We start from the raw sequence: 16,863 nt of genomic DNA on the forward strand, positions 1-16,863 counted from the left end.
CTTCGTGTCAAAGCGTCCGCATATTCTTCTGGCAACACTGGGTGGGCAGCCCCAGATAGTCACGTTCACCCTCGATCTTCTACTCAAGGATTTCCCCATCAGTCACGTCATCGTTATGCATCCTGGTGCAAATAGCGAGAAGATGCAACGCTCTCTACGCCAATTGCAGGCCGAGTTTGTTGGCGATATCTATCAGGCAACAGGGCAGACGATCCACTATCGTCCGCACGTTATCAAGATGGACGATGAGCCCATTGGCGATATCATCGATGATGAGCATGCCGATGCCACACTAGAGACTATCCATCAACTGATCGCCGATCTGAAACGGCAACGGTATCATATCCATATCTCGATCACTGGTGGTCGCCGTATGATGGGAATGCTGGCCGCCTGTGTTGCTGCCATCAACTTCGATCGCCATGATCATATCTGGCATATTTATACGCCCGACGAGACTGTCGCTCAGGTCAAAGATGGCGCTCGTATGCATGTCTCACCAGAAGCTGGTGTCAGGCTGATTCGTGGGCCTTTTATCGCCCTTGGTGCCTATATCGCTCCTGGTCAAACATCCTTTAAGACTGCAGAGCAGGAACAGCAGGAGCAGATCGACCAGCAGGAGCGAAGGCGCTGCCAGAGCGTCGTCGACCTGATTACACCAGGGCAACTGAAAGTCCTCAAAGCCTTCGCCCGTGGCCTCCGCACATCACAGATAGCCAGACAACTTTCTATCAGCGAAGCAACCGTACACAGCCATAAACATACGTTGTTCCAGCACTGTCGCACCATCTGGGATCTTCCAGCCAGCGATTCCATCGATTACCACTTTTTTTATCAAAAATTTGGCACCTATTTTGAGGACAACTATAAAAGCTAACGACCGTCTGGCAATTATGCCGACCAGACAGATCTGTATAGTGTTGATGCTACTGATCAGACGAATAAACCATGGTAAAACGAGCAACAAGATCAAAAAAAGAGGACCGGCTGGTATGAGATGATCGCTTCCCCGTCCTATTGCTCGCTGACAATACAATAAGAACTAGTGACGTTTGAGCCGCGCTCGCTCACGAATGCTCTGTAGATTAAGAATCTCAGCGACCTCAAACGTCGTCACTGCCCCCTCCTTTGGCCGCATACGGATCAAAGCCGGGAAGTGGCCAATACGTCCATGCAGCATCGCCAGCAGGACAAAGGCCGCCGGTGCATAGCCTGGTGGATTGATCAGCAATGGGATCGTCTGCCACTCCTCGGGGCTCATCTGGACCGCATCCAGAATGGCCGCTATCTGAAGTTCCAGTGCCTCTCGCTGGTCAATCTGCACCGGGATGCTTTTTACATCTATATCCGAGATACCCGTCAACTGCTGTATCTGTACCTTCTGCGACTCAGTCAAAGGGTGAGAAAAATTTAATACATACACCATTATTACATCCTCGAAAAATCTGGTTCAATGGCCTTCACCAAAAATGCTGGAGACGTTGAGATCCTATTCGGATCTTCCAACTCCATCCTGAGAGATCAGGGCTCTTTACTTACTCCTTAAAACTTTGGGCAACCTTAGCAGTTAAGATCGCCGCATCTCCATCGGTAAGTGATGTAGCGCCACGTTTATACTCTAACAAAGGGATGATAATAATGCGCGATACCTCTCGAACAATTTTCTGGGATCCTTCTGAATCATTATTGTTGATGGCAAAAAATTGTTTCGTATAGGTCCCAAGAGGACGAACAGCTGTCCCGAGTTGGTGTATACCTTCCAATTTCCCAGCTTTTTTATCGATTTTGGCTTCGAGAATCCCTAACTGATTCTGATAACGAATCACCACATCAATCTCTATATTATCGTAAAATTTCACACCACACATGACTTCATAGTCGGGATCGCGATAGAGCACATCAGCAATCGCACGTTCAAAGAGGCCCCCTTCTTCTGGACTTGGACCATTTTCTTTCCACACGACCCCCTCTTTACCAAGAGTAAGATTAAGCATTTCTCGTAAGTTAAGATATGATGGCAGGGTCTCTCTTTCTTTTTGTCTGAGTCGATTCATATTCCATTCGTAGGAGTAAATGACGCTTTGTATACCTTCGCTTTGCAAGTAACAGATTGGTGCCTGATAATGAGAGGCTAACTGCTGAGCACCCAGGATCATAGCTTTTGTGCCGCCAGTCAGGTTAAAAAGCAACGTTGTTTTGCCTGTCTGGTCCTTCCATCGCTCCTGGTATGTTTGTAGGGCCTGTTCTATTTGTTCGGTAATAATTGCAATATTAAAGGCATCGGTCTCGACACCCATAACATTCGTTTCGGACTGCAAAAAGTGCTGTAGACGCTCAAAATGAGATCTGGTTCTTTTAGAATAGACAAGCAGGACATAGTCTGGATGATAGTGACGAACAGGTAATACATTTGGTAGATACTGTTCGCCAACAAGTTGAACGATAAACGTCATAGATCATAGCTCCTTTTCCTCTTTTAACTACCTACTTTACAATAGAGCTCTCTTAGAAGCTGTGAAGATTCCTTTATTTGAGCTCATTTTGAGCATTTGCTTGAACTCTTCACCGGCTTCATGGGAGCTCTATCTGCTTTATGTGGCTCTATTTTTTCTTTTTGTTCTTGTTCTTTTTGTTCAGGTTCGTTTTACACACAACGATGGTGACACCATCGCGCTCCTCAGTACGCTCGCAGAGGCAAGATCGGGTATCTTTAACTTTCCAGTCTAAGGCCTCCGGTGAGTCCGTTCCAACAACAAGCAAGAGTTGTGTGATGGGAAAATCTCGATAGCTAAGATACTGGGTGGCATCTGGATAGAGTGCCTTCAAATCCGCCGTCGGGGCAAGGACTACGCCTTGATATACAATTCCTTTTAAGAAGGTGGGCGTAGGTATGAGATGAGTGACTGCCGGGCTGGCAACCACACTATCTTCGATGGTCTCGAACCGCTGAAAGAGGCCATAGCCAGCGCTGGTCTTGCCGCCCACTCCATATTTTGTCAGAGCCGTTTGGAGCCAGGCGGCAACCTTTTCTGCATCTTCAACATGCCTGCTATCCTGGGGATCTCGAGGTGCCACGGCAAAGGCAAATTTCATGGTGTCTACGGTCAGAAAGGCAATTGGAATAGGATTCTGGTCGTTGCCGGGTGGAGTTCCTCGATCGTTCTTCAAGGTTTTATAATAGTCTGGATAGTGTGGGTTCATGATATCCACGGCAAAAGCACAGGTTCCGTCGTAAGGGATGGCATCATAAAAGGTGACCGTACCAGCTGAATTCTGGGTACCAAAAATGCGTTTCACCTCTTCATGATCCTCATCTGAAGAAGAGGAGGGTACCTTGCGCTCGTTCTTCGCGATAAAAAATTGCTCTTCTTCCCCGGCAACATACGCACGTGTGAGACCTTTGAGGGCGCTACCTGGAATGAAGGGGATGCCATAGTGATGGTGCAGCGTGAGATCCGTTTCTAAGGCGTTCCCACCACCCAGGCCAATAACCATACGCCAGGAGAGCTTTGCCTGGAAACGCGTAGCATGTAGCTTTTCCGTCATGACAGCCCAGCGCTTGTAAGAGGCCTCGATCAGTCCTTTATCAATGTGTGCATCCTTCTTTGCTAACTGTTGGAGCCATTCACTCTTCTTCTCAGTATCCTCGATAGCGATACGCTCGGGATACTTGTCGAGAATCAGGGCCAGGTTTTGACACTGGCCGATCCTCTTTTTGACAAGGCTCTCAGTACGTAGAGGCAGATAATACTGGCTCGCCATTAGCTCTCCTCCTCCAATTCGGCTTCTGCAAAACGGCGTAGCCAGTTACCAAAGGCGAGGACCTCGGTAGTAGCTCGGCGATAATCAGCGCTACTCGTGCCCGGATCGGTGATCCAGTTGAGGAGCCCACCCTCCGCATTTAAAGCCTCACGATTCGAGGTCGCAAAATGATAGTGCTCTTTCTGATTGCTCTCTTGAGATGGCCCACTCATCCAGAGATTGATATGATTGAGCAATCTTGAATGTGCCTTGTTCGGGTCCTTTCTTCCCTTCACTGTCCCTTTTGCCTTCAAAAAACCTAGCGTTGGGCCAAGGCCGTTAATCTGAATCATTGAGTTCAAGCCGCGAGCAATTGAGCGGTATTCTTTCTTTGTTGTAGCATCGCTTGTGGCAACAATCTCGCGTACATGCTCCCACGCGATACGGGCACGCTCTTGTTCAATATTTTGACGGCGTGTCTGTCGCTCATCGATATTTTGACGGCGTGTCTGTTGTCTCTCATCCATCATCTTAGCGTGCTCCATCCTAATTCCAATGCATACGTACAATGCCACGGCCAACAGTCTCATCACCACCCAGTTGTAGATAGCCCTGTTGACTCTCTACGAGCGTACGAGCTTTATCCAGGATATGCCGGGCTGATTGCAACTGGCTTTGATATTTTTTGTTTTCCGTATTGTGGCGCGCATTTGTAGCATACATAGGCACATAGAGCAGCGTATCGGCTGGCAGGTGTTCTTCTGTCCATAACGCTCCACTCTTGACCGTTTTCGTGTCGCGATCGATGCGAATACGAGTGATGATCTCGGTGGCATTGACGACGAAGTCGCGGAAATCATTCTCCGGTAGGATCACCAGCGATTCTTTGAGTTTGGTACGCCAGTAGGCATATTCAGGGGTCCTGGGAAGCACGTTGTCAGCCAACCAGGTAGCAATATCTGTGACTACATCGTTCTCTTCCGCATCAAAGCTAAATTCCTCTAAGACGAGGCTCTGCTCAGCGGTGATCCGGCTGCGCTTTGGAACGAGGGCGAGATGCTCAACTTGCTCAGGGAGCTCTTTCCATGGCAAAGGCTGACGTCCACGGCTCCTATCGCGCAAGAAACGGTAGAGAACATCACGTGAGGTAGTATAGGCAAAGACGCCATTGAGTGAGCGCACCGGAAAGAGCAGAAGACGGGCATCGCCCGCAATCAAGGCACCAGCATGATCTGCACCGCTTTGCTCAGGGCCAAAGACAATAGCCACATCATCTTTTTCTTCGTCTTTTTTCCAGGCGCTACCGGCAGCCGCACGCAGCTTCCCTTTAATACCGCTCCCTTGAATCGTCGGATACTGGGTGGTGCGCTCACGCTGAATAGGCAGGTCGATGCTACTTAAGCCCGATCCAACACCTGCATGTAATGGGGTCTCAACATAAAGATATAACATTGCAGTATCAGTAATCATTATCTCCATACTCCTGTATATGTTAGGCCATAACCAATTTGCCAGCCATGTTCCGTTAAAGGCTGTGACACTTGAATTGAGGTATCAAAAAAGTAGATGCTGCCCGCAGGCACACAGCGATGAGTGGTCTTGGGACTCCCTCCGGCATGACCAGGTTCAAGCGCCCAGCCACCAATGGTCTGATATTTATTGATTGCCGCTGTGACAATGGGGGCGCGCAACTGTTCCGTTGGTGGGAGCCAGCCCCGTTGAAAAAATGCTGGTGTCGCAAAGTAGAGAAACTGTTTCTCGCCACTTGCGTGCAATTCTGGTTCCTGTCCCCGTTGAAGCGCCGCTCCATCCTTGCGATCAAGGACAAACAGGCGTGCGGAACGTTGCTCTCCCCCAATGGTCAACCAGCCATCCTGCAAGAATGAGAGCTCCTCCTCTGTCTGCAATTCATTAGCACGAGAGAGATCGGTATTGCTACTCTCAGTTGATCCAAGAGCGATATCAATTACAAAGCCATAGCCCTCGCTCATACGGACAAAGTGTGCCTGGTAAAGATGGCCCTCTTTTGTGGTTTTAGAGCTATTCTCTATCCCAATCCCAAGCCGAGGTTCAGATGTATAGATGTTCTCTCGAGAGACCAGATCTTCTTTCGAGGGCAGATCGTCATGGAGGACCGCATGTAAGCCCCGTGGAGTCATCCAGTCAGAGAGTACGGCTGCTTTCTGGCTCATCTTTACTTCTTCCTTTGGATAAAGCAGATGAGCAATCCCTTCAGGAGTATTTGTCAAAACATTCTTATCTGAAGCAGCCAGTGGATGCATTGAGAGGAAACGTTCTTCTCTCTGCTTGCCCTCACCAACAGAAACCTTAATAATGTGAGCAGGGACAGGAAAGAGACGCTCAATCGTTCCATCTCGTCGCCGTCCCAGGGTCAGACCTGTAATACGAAAGCGTCCATACGAATGACGATCTCCAATCAATGAGAGGAGTTCTCGCTGCCTGAAGATCTGGCTGACATTGTGCAGGGGTGGCCGCTGATGTAAGCCCCATTGTGTGGCAATAGCAGCCCGTAGCGCCCCCTGGATCGTCTCAGGAGTGGGAGGAAAAAGACTTTCTGCAAAACCATCCTCGCCAGCTTGAAAAGGGCGCCCGGTACGAAACATCAGCGACTCACCCGGTTCAATATAGATACGCATTACTCTCGATCCTTTCGGGCAAAGAAAAGCATCACCAGGAGCCAGCCAAGGACCTCGATAAGGCCATAGCGGGCAGTATCAGCATGCAGCTCAGTCGCCAGCAAAGTGCCCTCTGGTTGCTGAGCATCCATCTGTAGCGCAAGCTTGATAAGGCAACACGCTTCCTGCTGGATATATGCCTTGAGCTTCTGCCTGGCTTCGTCTTTTGCGAGGTTGTGTTCTTTCGCGTAGAGATCAAGATCAGACTGCCTGCTGAGAACGCGCCTCACCTCGCTCACCTGAGCAGTTTGTTCCAATTTAACCAGGATGGGAGCCTCCTCCAGCAAGTTATACACACACTTCGGCGACAGAATATCTGCTTTGAAGAGGTGGTAGAAACGCAGAAACACAGAGAGAGGCTGGCTATCTATTTCCAGTTTGAGATCGGGGCACGGCTGGCCATCCGTTTCCGGCTCAGGATAGCGCCAATGACACCCAACCGAGGTCTGCTCACCAGAGTTGCGTAGCACCGTCACAACCAGTGCGTTTTTGCCGTATCGGGTCTTAGCCAATCGCTCAGCATCACGAGCAGTGCGCATCACAAAAGAGAGGGGCATGTGATGATGTGCAATGACAATGCCTGTGCTGGCCGTTACCTTCTCTTGATCTTTCTCTGGTATGATCGCTCTGACCTTTTCACAATAGGTCTGTTGCAACGCATTCGCCAGGTCCAGGACGGTCTCTAACTGTTGCTCCCTCTCAGCTGATTGAATATCACGGGCACATGGTGCAAAGGCTAACACATCATCGCCGCCAGCATAGACCAGTCGAGCAGGGTACTGAGACTCGACAATGCTCTCAGCGGTTGCCTGCCCTTGACTGTTCCGATCGCTCCCAGAGAATTGAGAGAGGGTTCGGCTAATGGTGGTGTGATGTTCTCGCGTCTTAACGTTGCTGAGCAACATGCCAAGGTTATCACCGTCCATTTGTACAACAGCATAATAGGGCGTGGGACGTGTAATCTTTAGCTCATCAGTTGCGAGCAACAAGCGCTTGAGTGCCTCCCTACCCTGCTTCGCCCGCTCATCCCGGTCGGCCTCCTTTAAGGCAGGATAGCTCTTTTTCAGGCGCTCTCTGGTAAAGGTGGCAGCAAAATAGAGATCACCATCCCGTTGTAACAACCAATCCTTCTTCTTGTCTTGCGCCAGAGCGTGCAAAAAAGGCATGTTATCCACTACACTCTTCGGCTGCGAGAGGAGAGGGCCGCTGGTGGCTTGTTTCCATTCCTCAAGCACCGTGCTCGCAAGTGGATGGTGGAAGAGCTGCTCAAGATAAGGGGCCACTGCAATCGAACTGGTCGAAGGAAAGGGCTGTTCATAATCCAGAGCCCCGATATTCATGGCAAAACGCTTGATGATATCGATGGCATCCAGGCGCTCAAGCCCATCTAGATTGAGATCGCTTTCTGATTGTAAGCTTTGAGCCGCGCGTTTCCAGAAGACACGAATATCCTCATGGGCGGTACGCAAGACCTCGCGCTCGCCGGAGATCGTACTCTTCTCACCCGGCTCATCACTCATCTGAAAATCGCGCAAACGCTTACGAGCCGCAAAGGCTGCCTCGGCATGTTCTAGCAACGTTGCGTAGTGATCCTTATCCTTAGAACCTGGCACAATCACCCAATAGATTTCGAAGAGCGATGCAAATTTTGTTTGCCGATCCCAGATAGCTTTCGTTGTAGCATCCGCATAAGGCGCAAGAATCTTACTCCAGACATCAGTACAGAGCGACTGCCAATAGTCCTCAACTCGTTTTATACTAAGCTCAACAGCTTTATGGGCTTCAGCTTGCGTATCATAGAGCGCAATATATTTATTGGGGATATCAGGAATCTTCAAAACTTTTGGATTGGCTGGGAACACTCGTACCCTGTCATCAATACTGCGCAATGCCTGCTCCATCAATCTGGCCACCAGGTAACTTCCCACCCAGAGATCCCGTGTTTTACGCGCCTGCGCAATAAAGGTCTGAACCGGGCCTAGCGAAAAGATGAGCATATATCTTTGAGTTTGATTTTGCATTATAGTTGCACCTTTAATGCCCCTGGGAAATAAAGCTCTACCCATTTCTCAATCAATGCATAGTCAGCAACATTCACATTCTTGTGATGCGTTTTAAAGAGTACAGCGACTCCAACATACTTACCGTTCTGTAGCTTCGTCAGACGCAACTGAAGTGGTGAAGCAATACGGCTACGGTTATCCACATTCATGAGAGGAAGACCAAAGATTTTTCGCCTTGCCAGCGGTGAAATGGTGCTACGATAGCACTGTAAACTGGTCCCGATGTCATTAAAAGCGTGATCAATGGAGGCATAAGGCTGACCTGTATCAGACAGGACCCAGATATGGGCATTGTCCTTTGAGAGCACATCAAAAGATGGCTGACGGATAGATTGAGAAGTCAAACCAAAAATTTTGCGCGCTTCACGAATACCATCGGAGAGTTGTATAGATAGTTCTTCAGGTGTTTTAGGGATAGTAAAGGGAAAAGGGGAGAAGTTACCGGTCATCTGCAAGCTCCCTGCACAGCGGCGAGAGCGTGAGCCAATCCCACCAAGATGGGTCAATAACCAGAGCGCAGCCACACTCTGCGCAAGTGCTTGCTCTTTCCCGGCACGAGTAGCCAGCGTTAATTGAAAAGACGTCCCTACTGGTATAAATTGTTTTGATTGTTTATAATCGCCATTTGCTAAATTACCACCTTTATGCATACCTATAGACCAGAACAGGTAATCATATCCAGAGCTTCTTCCTCCGCAGACATCTTGCTTACAAACATCTCGCCCACGAGGCTCACGTCTACAGACTTCTCGTCCATGAGACTCACTTGTAAAGGACCTACGTCGAAACGCCTCGGGAAAAAAGGGTTGGGGCGAGAGGCGAACTATTACACCAGAGCCTCTCTCGGTCGAGCCAAAGACCTGCTCCTCTATTGCTGCCACTTGCTCCAGTCCTTTAGTATCAGTACCCAGCATGCCGCCTAACAGAGTGCGCAACCAGTAACGCATCTCACCTCGAAATGAGGGTGGGCGAAGTTCCACATCGGTTGGATAGGCACCAGATAAAAAAAGTGGAGTAAGAGTTTGCAGGTCAAACGTCACTTCCTGCATAAAACTGAATCCTTTCATCACAAGCATAACCAGTAGAAGTTATACATGTATGGTATGTCACCAATCATAGCATCACTCTCATGAGCATGACATCCACAATGTATTGGAAAAACCTCAACATCTCCTTTGATTTTGCCTTCAGCAACCATTTCTATTGTTGTTTACAAGTTCTTCAATAAACAGGTTCTATCCTACCATAAGATCAGGCTTTTTTCTATTACATACATAAATATGGCAGGGCATTCCAGTTCTCGCAGAAGAGGCAATGTATTCGGTAGCAAGAGAGAGGTGAGTAAGCGAGTTCAGCAGGCAGGGCGGTTGGTTGGGAGACATGGCCGTCAACAGGGGATCGACCTGGAACACCGTGACAAATATCGAGTAGCACTGTAATCTCTGATAAAAAAGTCTGAAGGAAAGAACACTATTAGTGTTTCACTGGTCTGTACATGGAGGATTCGCAATGACAGTCCTGAGCAGGAGAGGCCGGTATATCAGGATTTTCATACCATATCTCCATCCCAGCAAGGGCTAACCGTTGTTGCTTTGTGGAGTAACAACAACGGCAAAGCCACGCCAGTAGTGCAAAAATGTTGTCCGCGTCATCTCAACCATATCCGCTTTTGAGGAATCTGCGAGGTAAATTGTATCGTCATGCCCACCTCGCAAAATGAGAATATGTCCACCAGCAGACCAGGTTCCCGGAGGAAAACTGATAATCACTGGCTGGCCTTGATTTGCGATCTTCAATACATCATCGAGAGGAGGATTATCAAGATGAGCAGCATCAAACCCGAAGGCGTTGACCGTCCGATCAATACCGCTCGGCTGGAGAAGGCCAGCCTCAGGAGTAATTTGTTGAAGATCTGCCTCAACCTTTAAGATATCCGTAATTTTATAATGATTGCCATAGGCATTGATGACTTCAGTCATCGCAGCAGCAGAACAGGCTGAAGGAGACCAGGTAGTAAATTCATCATCAGAGGCGTATTGTTGGCGATCAAGTTGACCAACACGAACCAGCGTTCTGGAGACACCCGTCACCCCAACAAACTGTATCTGTGATGTTTTGGCTTGCGTGTTCTGTGCTCGGGTCAAGGAAGTCTGAAGCGGTGACGCATGAGTGAATAATGGCTGCATAATTACAATACATAAGATCACAAGAATGCAGATAAGACCACCACCCAATAACGGTCTTCCTCCGAATATCTGCAAGAGAGGATGGCTCATTACTCTTTCCCATCGATTAAGGTGGGATGGCTTCTGGCTGCGCCGGGGCTGATAGTGCGTGCTTCGAGCACGATAATCCGTATGCGAAGTATAACGAGGCTTCCTATGCGGTGGAACAGGTGCGGATATTCTTGTCGTGCCCCGATTTGTTGAACTCCGATTTGTTGAACTCCGATTTGTCGTACTCTGCGTCGATCGAGAAAGATCCTGTGTTCGCAGAGATGAAGAAGACCCAGGAGACTTGAACGTGAGAAAAATCCCAATGATAGTGATAAGAAGAGCCGCAATAAAAAACAGAACTTGAATCTGAAACATGAAACACACCTATTAACTCGTTTTCTTCCCTGTCGAGTTACAGTCCATGAGCAATAATGGTTGCATCAAGCAAAAAGCTGCTGAAGAAAGAGGCAAAGTTCACCGCTCAGCTTCTGATTAGTGTTGATTGTATCATCATCATAAGGCTTAGTGGAATAGATAACAATAGAAAAGGCTTTATTTGTTCCTATTGGGTCATCTTCCATGAGAGCAGGCAAGCTCTCCCAGACAATAAATGGCTTAACAGAGCCAATGTTGATGGCTGCACCTGCTAAGATTCCAGCATGAGCGGCCTCCCTGTTCTTCAGAGGGCTTTCAAAGCGAGTATTATCAATGAGTAGTAGCGGATTCTTCGATACGAGCCTGATCACTCTGCTCTTGCTTGTAACTCTCCAAAGTTATAAATGTTACCGTATCCCATGAGTTATGAATACCAACAAACAAGAAGATCAGCGTCACAGCACCAACGATAAACAATGCATTCACTGGATAATAAAGAAACACAATTGCCGCGACAAATAATGCAAGATACGCAATAAATGGAAGAACCGTATGGCACAGCCAGTCTTCAAATACTGGTCGATAGTGCTCCTGCTTCATCGCTATTCGTGTCACATTCGCGATATAGAGTACTCCACCCAGACCAATAAGGCCAAGCATCAGACTGACCAGCCAGAGTTCCTGCCAGGGGGCACAGAGAAGTGCCGCAATAAGCAGCGTCACACAGAAATGCACAACGGTTGGCGTCCCAAAGGCTGCAATTGAACTATTCGATCTGCGTATCGAAAGGCTGACAATCAGCGTAACGACGACAAACATTAACCCTGTTAAAGCCGCTGCCGCAGAGCCCACAATCACATAAAAATTTTGCCATGCCGTCAGCGGCGACACTACAACCCCATGCACAATAGATTCTCCCGTTCACTAACAATTGCCAATAATAACAGACTCATCCATTCTATACGCTATAAAGCAAGAGTGGAGCAATTTCATCCCAATACAATACTCGTGAAGAGCCACGCTGATGAGGAATACAAATCTCTTCTTCAAGGGTATCACATTCTTTATCAAGAAGGCGAGAATCGTGGGGAACAGGAATTTCATAAACTATCATGTTGGAGAGACATTGACATATCACATTATATTTGCAATTACGCATACAAATAAGTATACTAAGAGGATTGTCTTTAGCATCTGCTATTTCTCTAAAAGAAGGAAGAAGGTAGCGTAGCCTACCACCCAGAGCTCCGAAGGATTTTCGTAGGACATCAATTCATAAGCGGTGCAACAAAGTATATTCTCTGGTATAATTGTATTTGAAGAGCTTAAAAATAACACTGGTCTATTGGAAGGCATCAGCACCTTTTCTCTTTTTATTGTTCTGTTGGAAGCAATCAGCTTTGACTGCTGGATGGTAACAAGAAGGAGACTGTTTTGACGAACGAAAAAGCAGGACAGACATGGGAAACGCCCGACTGGATCGCTGAGGGAAAACAAACAATACGCTATGGTATTCTTGCGAACATTTTTATGGATTGGGAATTTCTCCTGAAAGAGATTCTGTTCATTGAAGAACTGGGGTATGATGCAGCCTGTATCTTCGATCATCCTACCAATTCAGGGGCTGCTGATTGCTGGACAACGCTGGCTATGTTGGCAGTGGCGACCAAACGTATTCGTTTAATGTCCGCAGTGAGTTGTACTTCTTATCGCCATCCAGCCGTATTGGCACGCATGGCAGCAGATGTAGACCGCGTCAGTAAGGGTCGCCTGATCCTTGGGTTAGGCATGGGCGACGATGAGATTGAGTTTAAACAGTTAGGTTTGCCTTTTCCGAATATACGCGAACGCCAGGAAAGGCTGGAAGAGACTATTCAGATTATCCAGGGCCTCTGGCGAGGAGAGCCTTTTCACTATCAGGGTACCCATTTTCAGCTTGAAGGAGCCAACGGCCATCCACTCCCTGTTCAACACCCTCATGTCCCTCTTCTCATTGGTGGTGGTGGTGAGCGTGTGACGCTGCGCCAGGTTGCTCAATATGCCGATATGAGTAATTTTGGCCCTCATATCTGGACTGGCAGTACGTTTCGTCTTGAAGATGTGCAACGTAAATTCGAGACGCTCAATGTTCATTGCGAAACATTTGGCCGTCCTCCTGAGACTATTTTGCGCAGTTACTTTGTTCCAACTCTCCTGGTTGCCCGAACGCCGGAGGAGGTAGTAGCGAAACAAAGCCAGTTCCCCCTCCACAAAGATTCGGTCAAAGGTGCTATTGTTGGAACAGCAGAAGAGGTAAAGGTACAGATCCAAACGCTGGTGAATATGGGCATCCAATACTTCATCATATATGCCTTTCCAACAGATACTGAAACGCTTGAGATCTTTGCAAAGGAAATAATGCCAGCTATCCAACATCCCGGCTAGGTGTGCATGGTGCAGCCATTACTATGGCTCATAGAGAGCAGAAGGCTTATGAGTAGACGTTCATGAATGGTATTCACCACTCGGCATGAAAACTCCGTTTTCAGAGAAGTTATCCATTGTTCCAGGGTCTCCATAAGCTTGATCATGGTAGCTATGGAGGCCCTGGAACAATGGATAACCGCATAGAATCTATTCCGGATCACCAAAGACGGTATAGTGCCAGCCTTTGCGAGCCTCTCCGGTCAATTCAACCAGAACGTGCTTGATCTGAGTGTATTCGTCAAAGGAATACATCGACATATCTTTTCCAATGCCGCTCTCTTTGTATCCTCCATGAGGCATCTCGGAGGCAATCGGCAGATGATCATTGATCCAGACGGTTCCAAACTGAAGACGCTGGCTCGCATGCATGGCTTTGTAGATATCTCTGGTCCAGACTGAAGCCGCCAGGCCATAGACGACGCCATTGGCCTTCTGTAGCACTTCTTCTTCTGTGCTAAAACGAGAGATAACCACCACTGGACCAAAGACTTCAGATTGAACGATCTCAGCATCCTGCCGATCTTCAACGATGATGGTCGGCTCAAAGAAATAGCCCTTCTCAAAACCTGGTATGATAGCCCGTTTCCCACCCGTAACGATATTGGCTCCAGCATGCAAGGCGCGCTCAACAAAACCTTCTACCGAATGACGCTGCCTCTCAGAGATCAATGGGCCCATGTCGGTACTCTCTAGCCTGGGATCACCAACACGAATCTGCTTTACTTTCTGCACAAATGCTTGTACAAACTGATCATAAATGCCATCCTGCACATAGATCCGCGTGGCCGCTGTACAGTCCTGACCACAGTTAACATAACCACCAACGACGGCTCCCTGCACAGCCGCATCAAGATCCGCATCCCCATACACGATAAAGGGAGCCTTACCACCAAGCTCAAGATGAACGCGTTTGATGGTCTCCGCTCCGGTGCGCATGACATACTTTCCACTGCGCGTACTTCCAGTAATGGAGACCATATTGACCGCTTTATGCCCCACCAGCCGAGGAGCAACTTCGGGCCCATCAGTGATAATGTTCAGGACGCCCGCAGGAATGCCTGCCTCTAATGCAAGTTCACCAAGCTTTAGCGCGGTTAAAGGTGTCTCGGGCGAGGGTTTGAAAACTACCGTATTGCCTGCCGCCAGGGCTGGACCAATCTTCCAGGCAAGCATCATAAAAGGATAGTTCCAGGGAGCGACCGAGGCCACAACACCGATTGGTTCGCGCCGAATAATGCTGGTATGCCCACCCGTGTATTCACTGGAGGCCGAGCCTGTAAGGTGGCGAGCAGCACCAGCAAAGAAATGGAGATTATCAGTGGCAAAGGGGATATCGCTATCGCGCGCCAGCTTAATGGGTTTTCCTGTATCCTGTGACTCTAAGGCCGCCAGTTCCCCACTATGCTGTTCTATGAGGATCGCCAGTTTTTCCAATGTAGCGGCGCGGGCACCATGTGGCAGTCTGGACCAGCGACCATCATCAAAGGCCGCCCGAGCTGCGGCCACCGCCCGCTCCATATCCTCTAGTGAGGCTTCAGGTACCTGGGCGATAACTTCACCTGTAGCTGGGTTGATATCATCTACAAGCTTCCCACTACTACTCCCAACCAGTTCACCATCAATAAGCATTTTGTACTCAGTCATTGTCAGAGATCCCTTTCTCGTCTACGATGCCAAAACCAAAACCTAAAAAAGGTGTCCAGATAAAAAATCTTATCTGGACAGAGACGCTCTACCTCTTAAGCCTGGACATCTGGCTGTATAAGATCCACCTGGGGCTCATCACTCACACTTGCAACGCTCAGGACAGCGGGGTTTGCAAACAGGAGATAGACAAAGTAGATCAGGCCAATCGCAAACATAATGACAGTATAAAGCCAGGGCTTCGCAAAAGATGCATCACGGAAGATTGAAAGCTCAAACACCAGCCAGACCAGGGCAAGGATGATGACGGGCCATTCAAAGGCGCCCAGATGAAACCCTTTAGAAGCTGGAAGCTTCTTCTTCGCTACAATATACATAATTACAGTAGCAAGGTAGATGATTGCAGGGAGCAGAGAAGAGGCACTAAACAGATTGAGCAAGGCATCCGATTGAAAAGCGAAGACGGCCAGGACAATCTCCATCAACAGGCCACATAGCAAGGTTGCTGTCAGGGGAGTATTGGTGTGAACATCAACACGGCGCAAGATAGTGTGGGCAGGGAAACGCTGATCTCGCGACATAGCCCAGACCAGTCGGGTAGCGGTGATAAAGGCAACCATGCCACAAGCAAAAATAGAAAATGTCACGATGACCAGGAAGATATCACCAACAACAGTCCCCAGGGTCTGTGTCACAATATCAGCCACAGGTGTGCCTGATGCAGCCAGATCTTTCAGATTGCCAGAGGCCAGATTGAGCGCGATCAGGAAGACCATTCCAACGATACCACTCAATAAGACGGCCAGCCAGATCGAGAAAGGAACGACATGATGCGCTTCTTCTGTCTCTTCAGCCAGATTTGCAGCAGCCTCAAAACCAACAATGGTATAAGCCCCTAACAAGAAAGAGAGAAAAAATGGTCCAACTGCGGTAAGCGTTCCCAGGTTAAAATACCCGCTGGCAGAGATCGCTCCATAACTAAACAGATGGTCAGGATGGAGTCCGCCACTTATCAGACCAACCACAAGCAATAGAATGGTCAACACCACAATCCCAATCACTTCAGTCCCCACGGCCACATTGTTGAGGCGAGCCGTCCATCTTGTGGAAAACACGATCAGCAGGAGCTGAATAATTAGAATACCTGCTGTAATCAACCATTCATTTAGAGCTGTCGCCGTGTAGCTCAAAAGAGCTGGTAGCGCGACGGATGCGATGGCATAGTCAACCGAGACAGTGACCACAATCAAAAAGGTAAAGGCAATCCACCCAATGAGCCAGCCAATCTTTGGGTTCGTCAGACGAGACATCCATTGATAGGAGTAGCCAGCAATAGGCATACGTGCTGCCAGAGCAGCAAAGACCAGCGCCACAAGAAGCTGTCCAATCACGGAGACAGGCCAGGTCCAGATGCCGAGAGGGCCGCCAGTATTTAAAATAGTGCCATAGGTTGAGAAGATACCTGTTGTAATCGAAATAAATGAAAAACAGACTGCAAAAGAGGCAAAACGCTTAATATCTCGACGAAGTTCCTGTTTGTATCCATATTGACCCAGAGATTCATCGCCAGACTGAGGAGGGGTGCTTACAGAAGACATCTTTACGGCTCCTTTCAAAAGAAGAAAACGAAATGAGACCCGCGGAAACATGTAGCACTCGCGA

14 protein-coding genes are annotated in these 16,863 nt (G+C 48.4%); 2 read left to right on the forward strand and 12 right to left on the reverse strand.

What is annotated here, in order from left to right; translation table 11 throughout:
- The first annotated feature begins 4 nt into the window (after positions 1–4).
- On the forward strand, positions 5–877 hold the full coding sequence (locus EL628_RS27870; RefSeq protein ID WP_126583246.1) for a CRISPR-associated ring nuclease: 873 nt from the start codon (positions 5–7) through the stop codon (positions 875–877).
- A gap of 165 nt (positions 878–1,042) precedes the next feature.
- Here EL628_RS27870 and csx15 read toward each other — a convergent pair whose 3' ends face one another.
- The 10 genes from csx15 to EL628_RS27920 form a co-directional block, all read right to left on the reverse strand.
- The gene (gene csx15, locus EL628_RS27875; RefSeq protein WP_245994504.1) at positions 1,043–1,426 is read right to left on the reverse strand and encodes a CRISPR-associated protein Csx15; all 384 of its coding nucleotides are present in this window, start codon (positions 1,424–1,426) and stop codon (positions 1,043–1,045) included.
- Positions 1,427–1,535: 109 nt separating this feature from the next.
- Positions 1,536–2,453, reverse strand: a complete 918-nt coding sequence (locus EL628_RS27880; RefSeq protein ID WP_126583247.1) for a PDDEXK family nuclease — start codon at positions 2,451–2,453, stop codon at positions 1,536–1,538.
- 148 nt (positions 2,454–2,601) lie between these two features.
- Positions 2,602–3,762, reverse strand: coding sequence for a type III-B CRISPR module RAMP protein Cmr6 (gene cmr6 / locus EL628_RS27885; RefSeq protein ID WP_126583248.1), 1,161 nt, complete (start codon positions 3,760–3,762; stop codon positions 2,602–2,604).
- Complete coding sequence (cmr5, locus tag EL628_RS27890) at positions 3,762–4,271, reverse strand: type III-B CRISPR module-associated protein Cmr5 (protein WP_161975827.1); 510 nt, start codon at positions 4,269–4,271, stop codon at positions 3,762–3,764. The genes cmr6 and cmr5 overlap by 1 nt, the downstream gene beginning before the upstream one ends.
- Before the next feature lie 16 nt (positions 4,272–4,287).
- The gene (cmr4, locus tag EL628_RS27895; RefSeq protein WP_161975828.1) at positions 4,288–5,211 is read right to left on the reverse strand and encodes a type III-B CRISPR module RAMP protein Cmr4; all 924 of its coding nucleotides are present in this window, start codon (positions 5,209–5,211) and stop codon (positions 4,288–4,290) included.
- Positions 5,211–6,398 carry a type III-B CRISPR module-associated protein Cmr3 gene (cmr3, locus tag EL628_RS27900; protein WP_126583251.1) on the reverse strand — a complete coding sequence of 396 codons (1,188 nt, stop codon included), beginning with the start codon at positions 6,396–6,398 and terminating at the stop codon, positions 5,211–5,213. The genes cmr4 and cmr3 overlap by 1 nt, the downstream gene beginning before the upstream one ends.
- The gene (gene cas10 / locus EL628_RS27905; RefSeq protein WP_161975830.1) at positions 6,398–8,458 is read right to left on the reverse strand and encodes a type III-B CRISPR-associated protein Cas10/Cmr2; all 2,061 of its coding nucleotides are present in this window, start codon (positions 8,456–8,458) and stop codon (positions 6,398–6,400) included. Before cas10 ends, cmr3 begins: the two co-directional genes overlap by 1 nt.
- Positions 8,458–9,549 (reverse strand): type III-B CRISPR module RAMP protein Cmr1, encoded by a 1,092-nt coding sequence (gene cmr1, locus EL628_RS27910; protein WP_161975832.1) that lies wholly within the window; start codon positions 9,547–9,549, stop codon positions 8,458–8,460. Before cmr1 ends, cas10 begins: the two co-directional genes overlap by 1 nt.
- A 528-nt stretch (positions 9,550–10,077) precedes the next feature.
- A complete protein-coding gene (locus EL628_RS27915; protein WP_161975833.1) occupies positions 10,078–10,776 on the reverse strand; it encodes a cysteine peptidase family C39 domain-containing protein in 699 nt (232 codons plus the stop codon).
- Between the two features lie 645 nt (positions 10,777–11,421).
- Positions 11,422–11,997 carry a hypothetical protein gene (locus EL628_RS27920; protein WP_126583255.1) on the reverse strand — a complete coding sequence of 192 codons (576 nt, stop codon included), beginning with the start codon at positions 11,995–11,997 and terminating at the stop codon, positions 11,422–11,424.
- A gap of 528 nt (positions 11,998–12,525) precedes the next feature.
- Here EL628_RS27920 and EL628_RS27925 point away from each other — a divergent pair.
- Entirely contained in the window at positions 12,526–13,515 is a 990-nt protein-coding gene (locus EL628_RS27925) for an LLM class flavin-dependent oxidoreductase (protein ID WP_126583256.1), read from the forward strand.
- A gap of 189 nt (positions 13,516–13,704) precedes the next feature.
- Here the strand turns inward: EL628_RS27925 and EL628_RS27930 are convergent, their stop codons facing one another.
- Positions 13,705–15,201 carry a gamma-aminobutyraldehyde dehydrogenase gene (locus tag EL628_RS27930; RefSeq protein ID WP_126583257.1) on the reverse strand — a complete coding sequence of 499 codons (1,497 nt, stop codon included), beginning with the start codon at positions 15,199–15,201 and terminating at the stop codon, positions 13,705–13,707.
- Positions 15,202–15,296: 95 nt separating this feature from the next.
- Positions 15,297–16,799 (reverse strand): amino acid permease, encoded by a 1,503-nt coding sequence (locus EL628_RS27935; RefSeq protein WP_126583258.1) that lies wholly within the window; start codon positions 16,797–16,799, stop codon positions 15,297–15,299.
- Positions 16,800–16,863 lie beyond the last annotated feature (64 nt).

Source organism: Tengunoibacter tsumagoiensis, assembly GCF_003967535.1.
Taxonomy (GTDB): Bacteria; Chloroflexota; Ktedonobacteria; order Ktedonobacterales; family Ktedonobacteraceae; genus Tengunoibacter; species Tengunoibacter tsumagoiensis.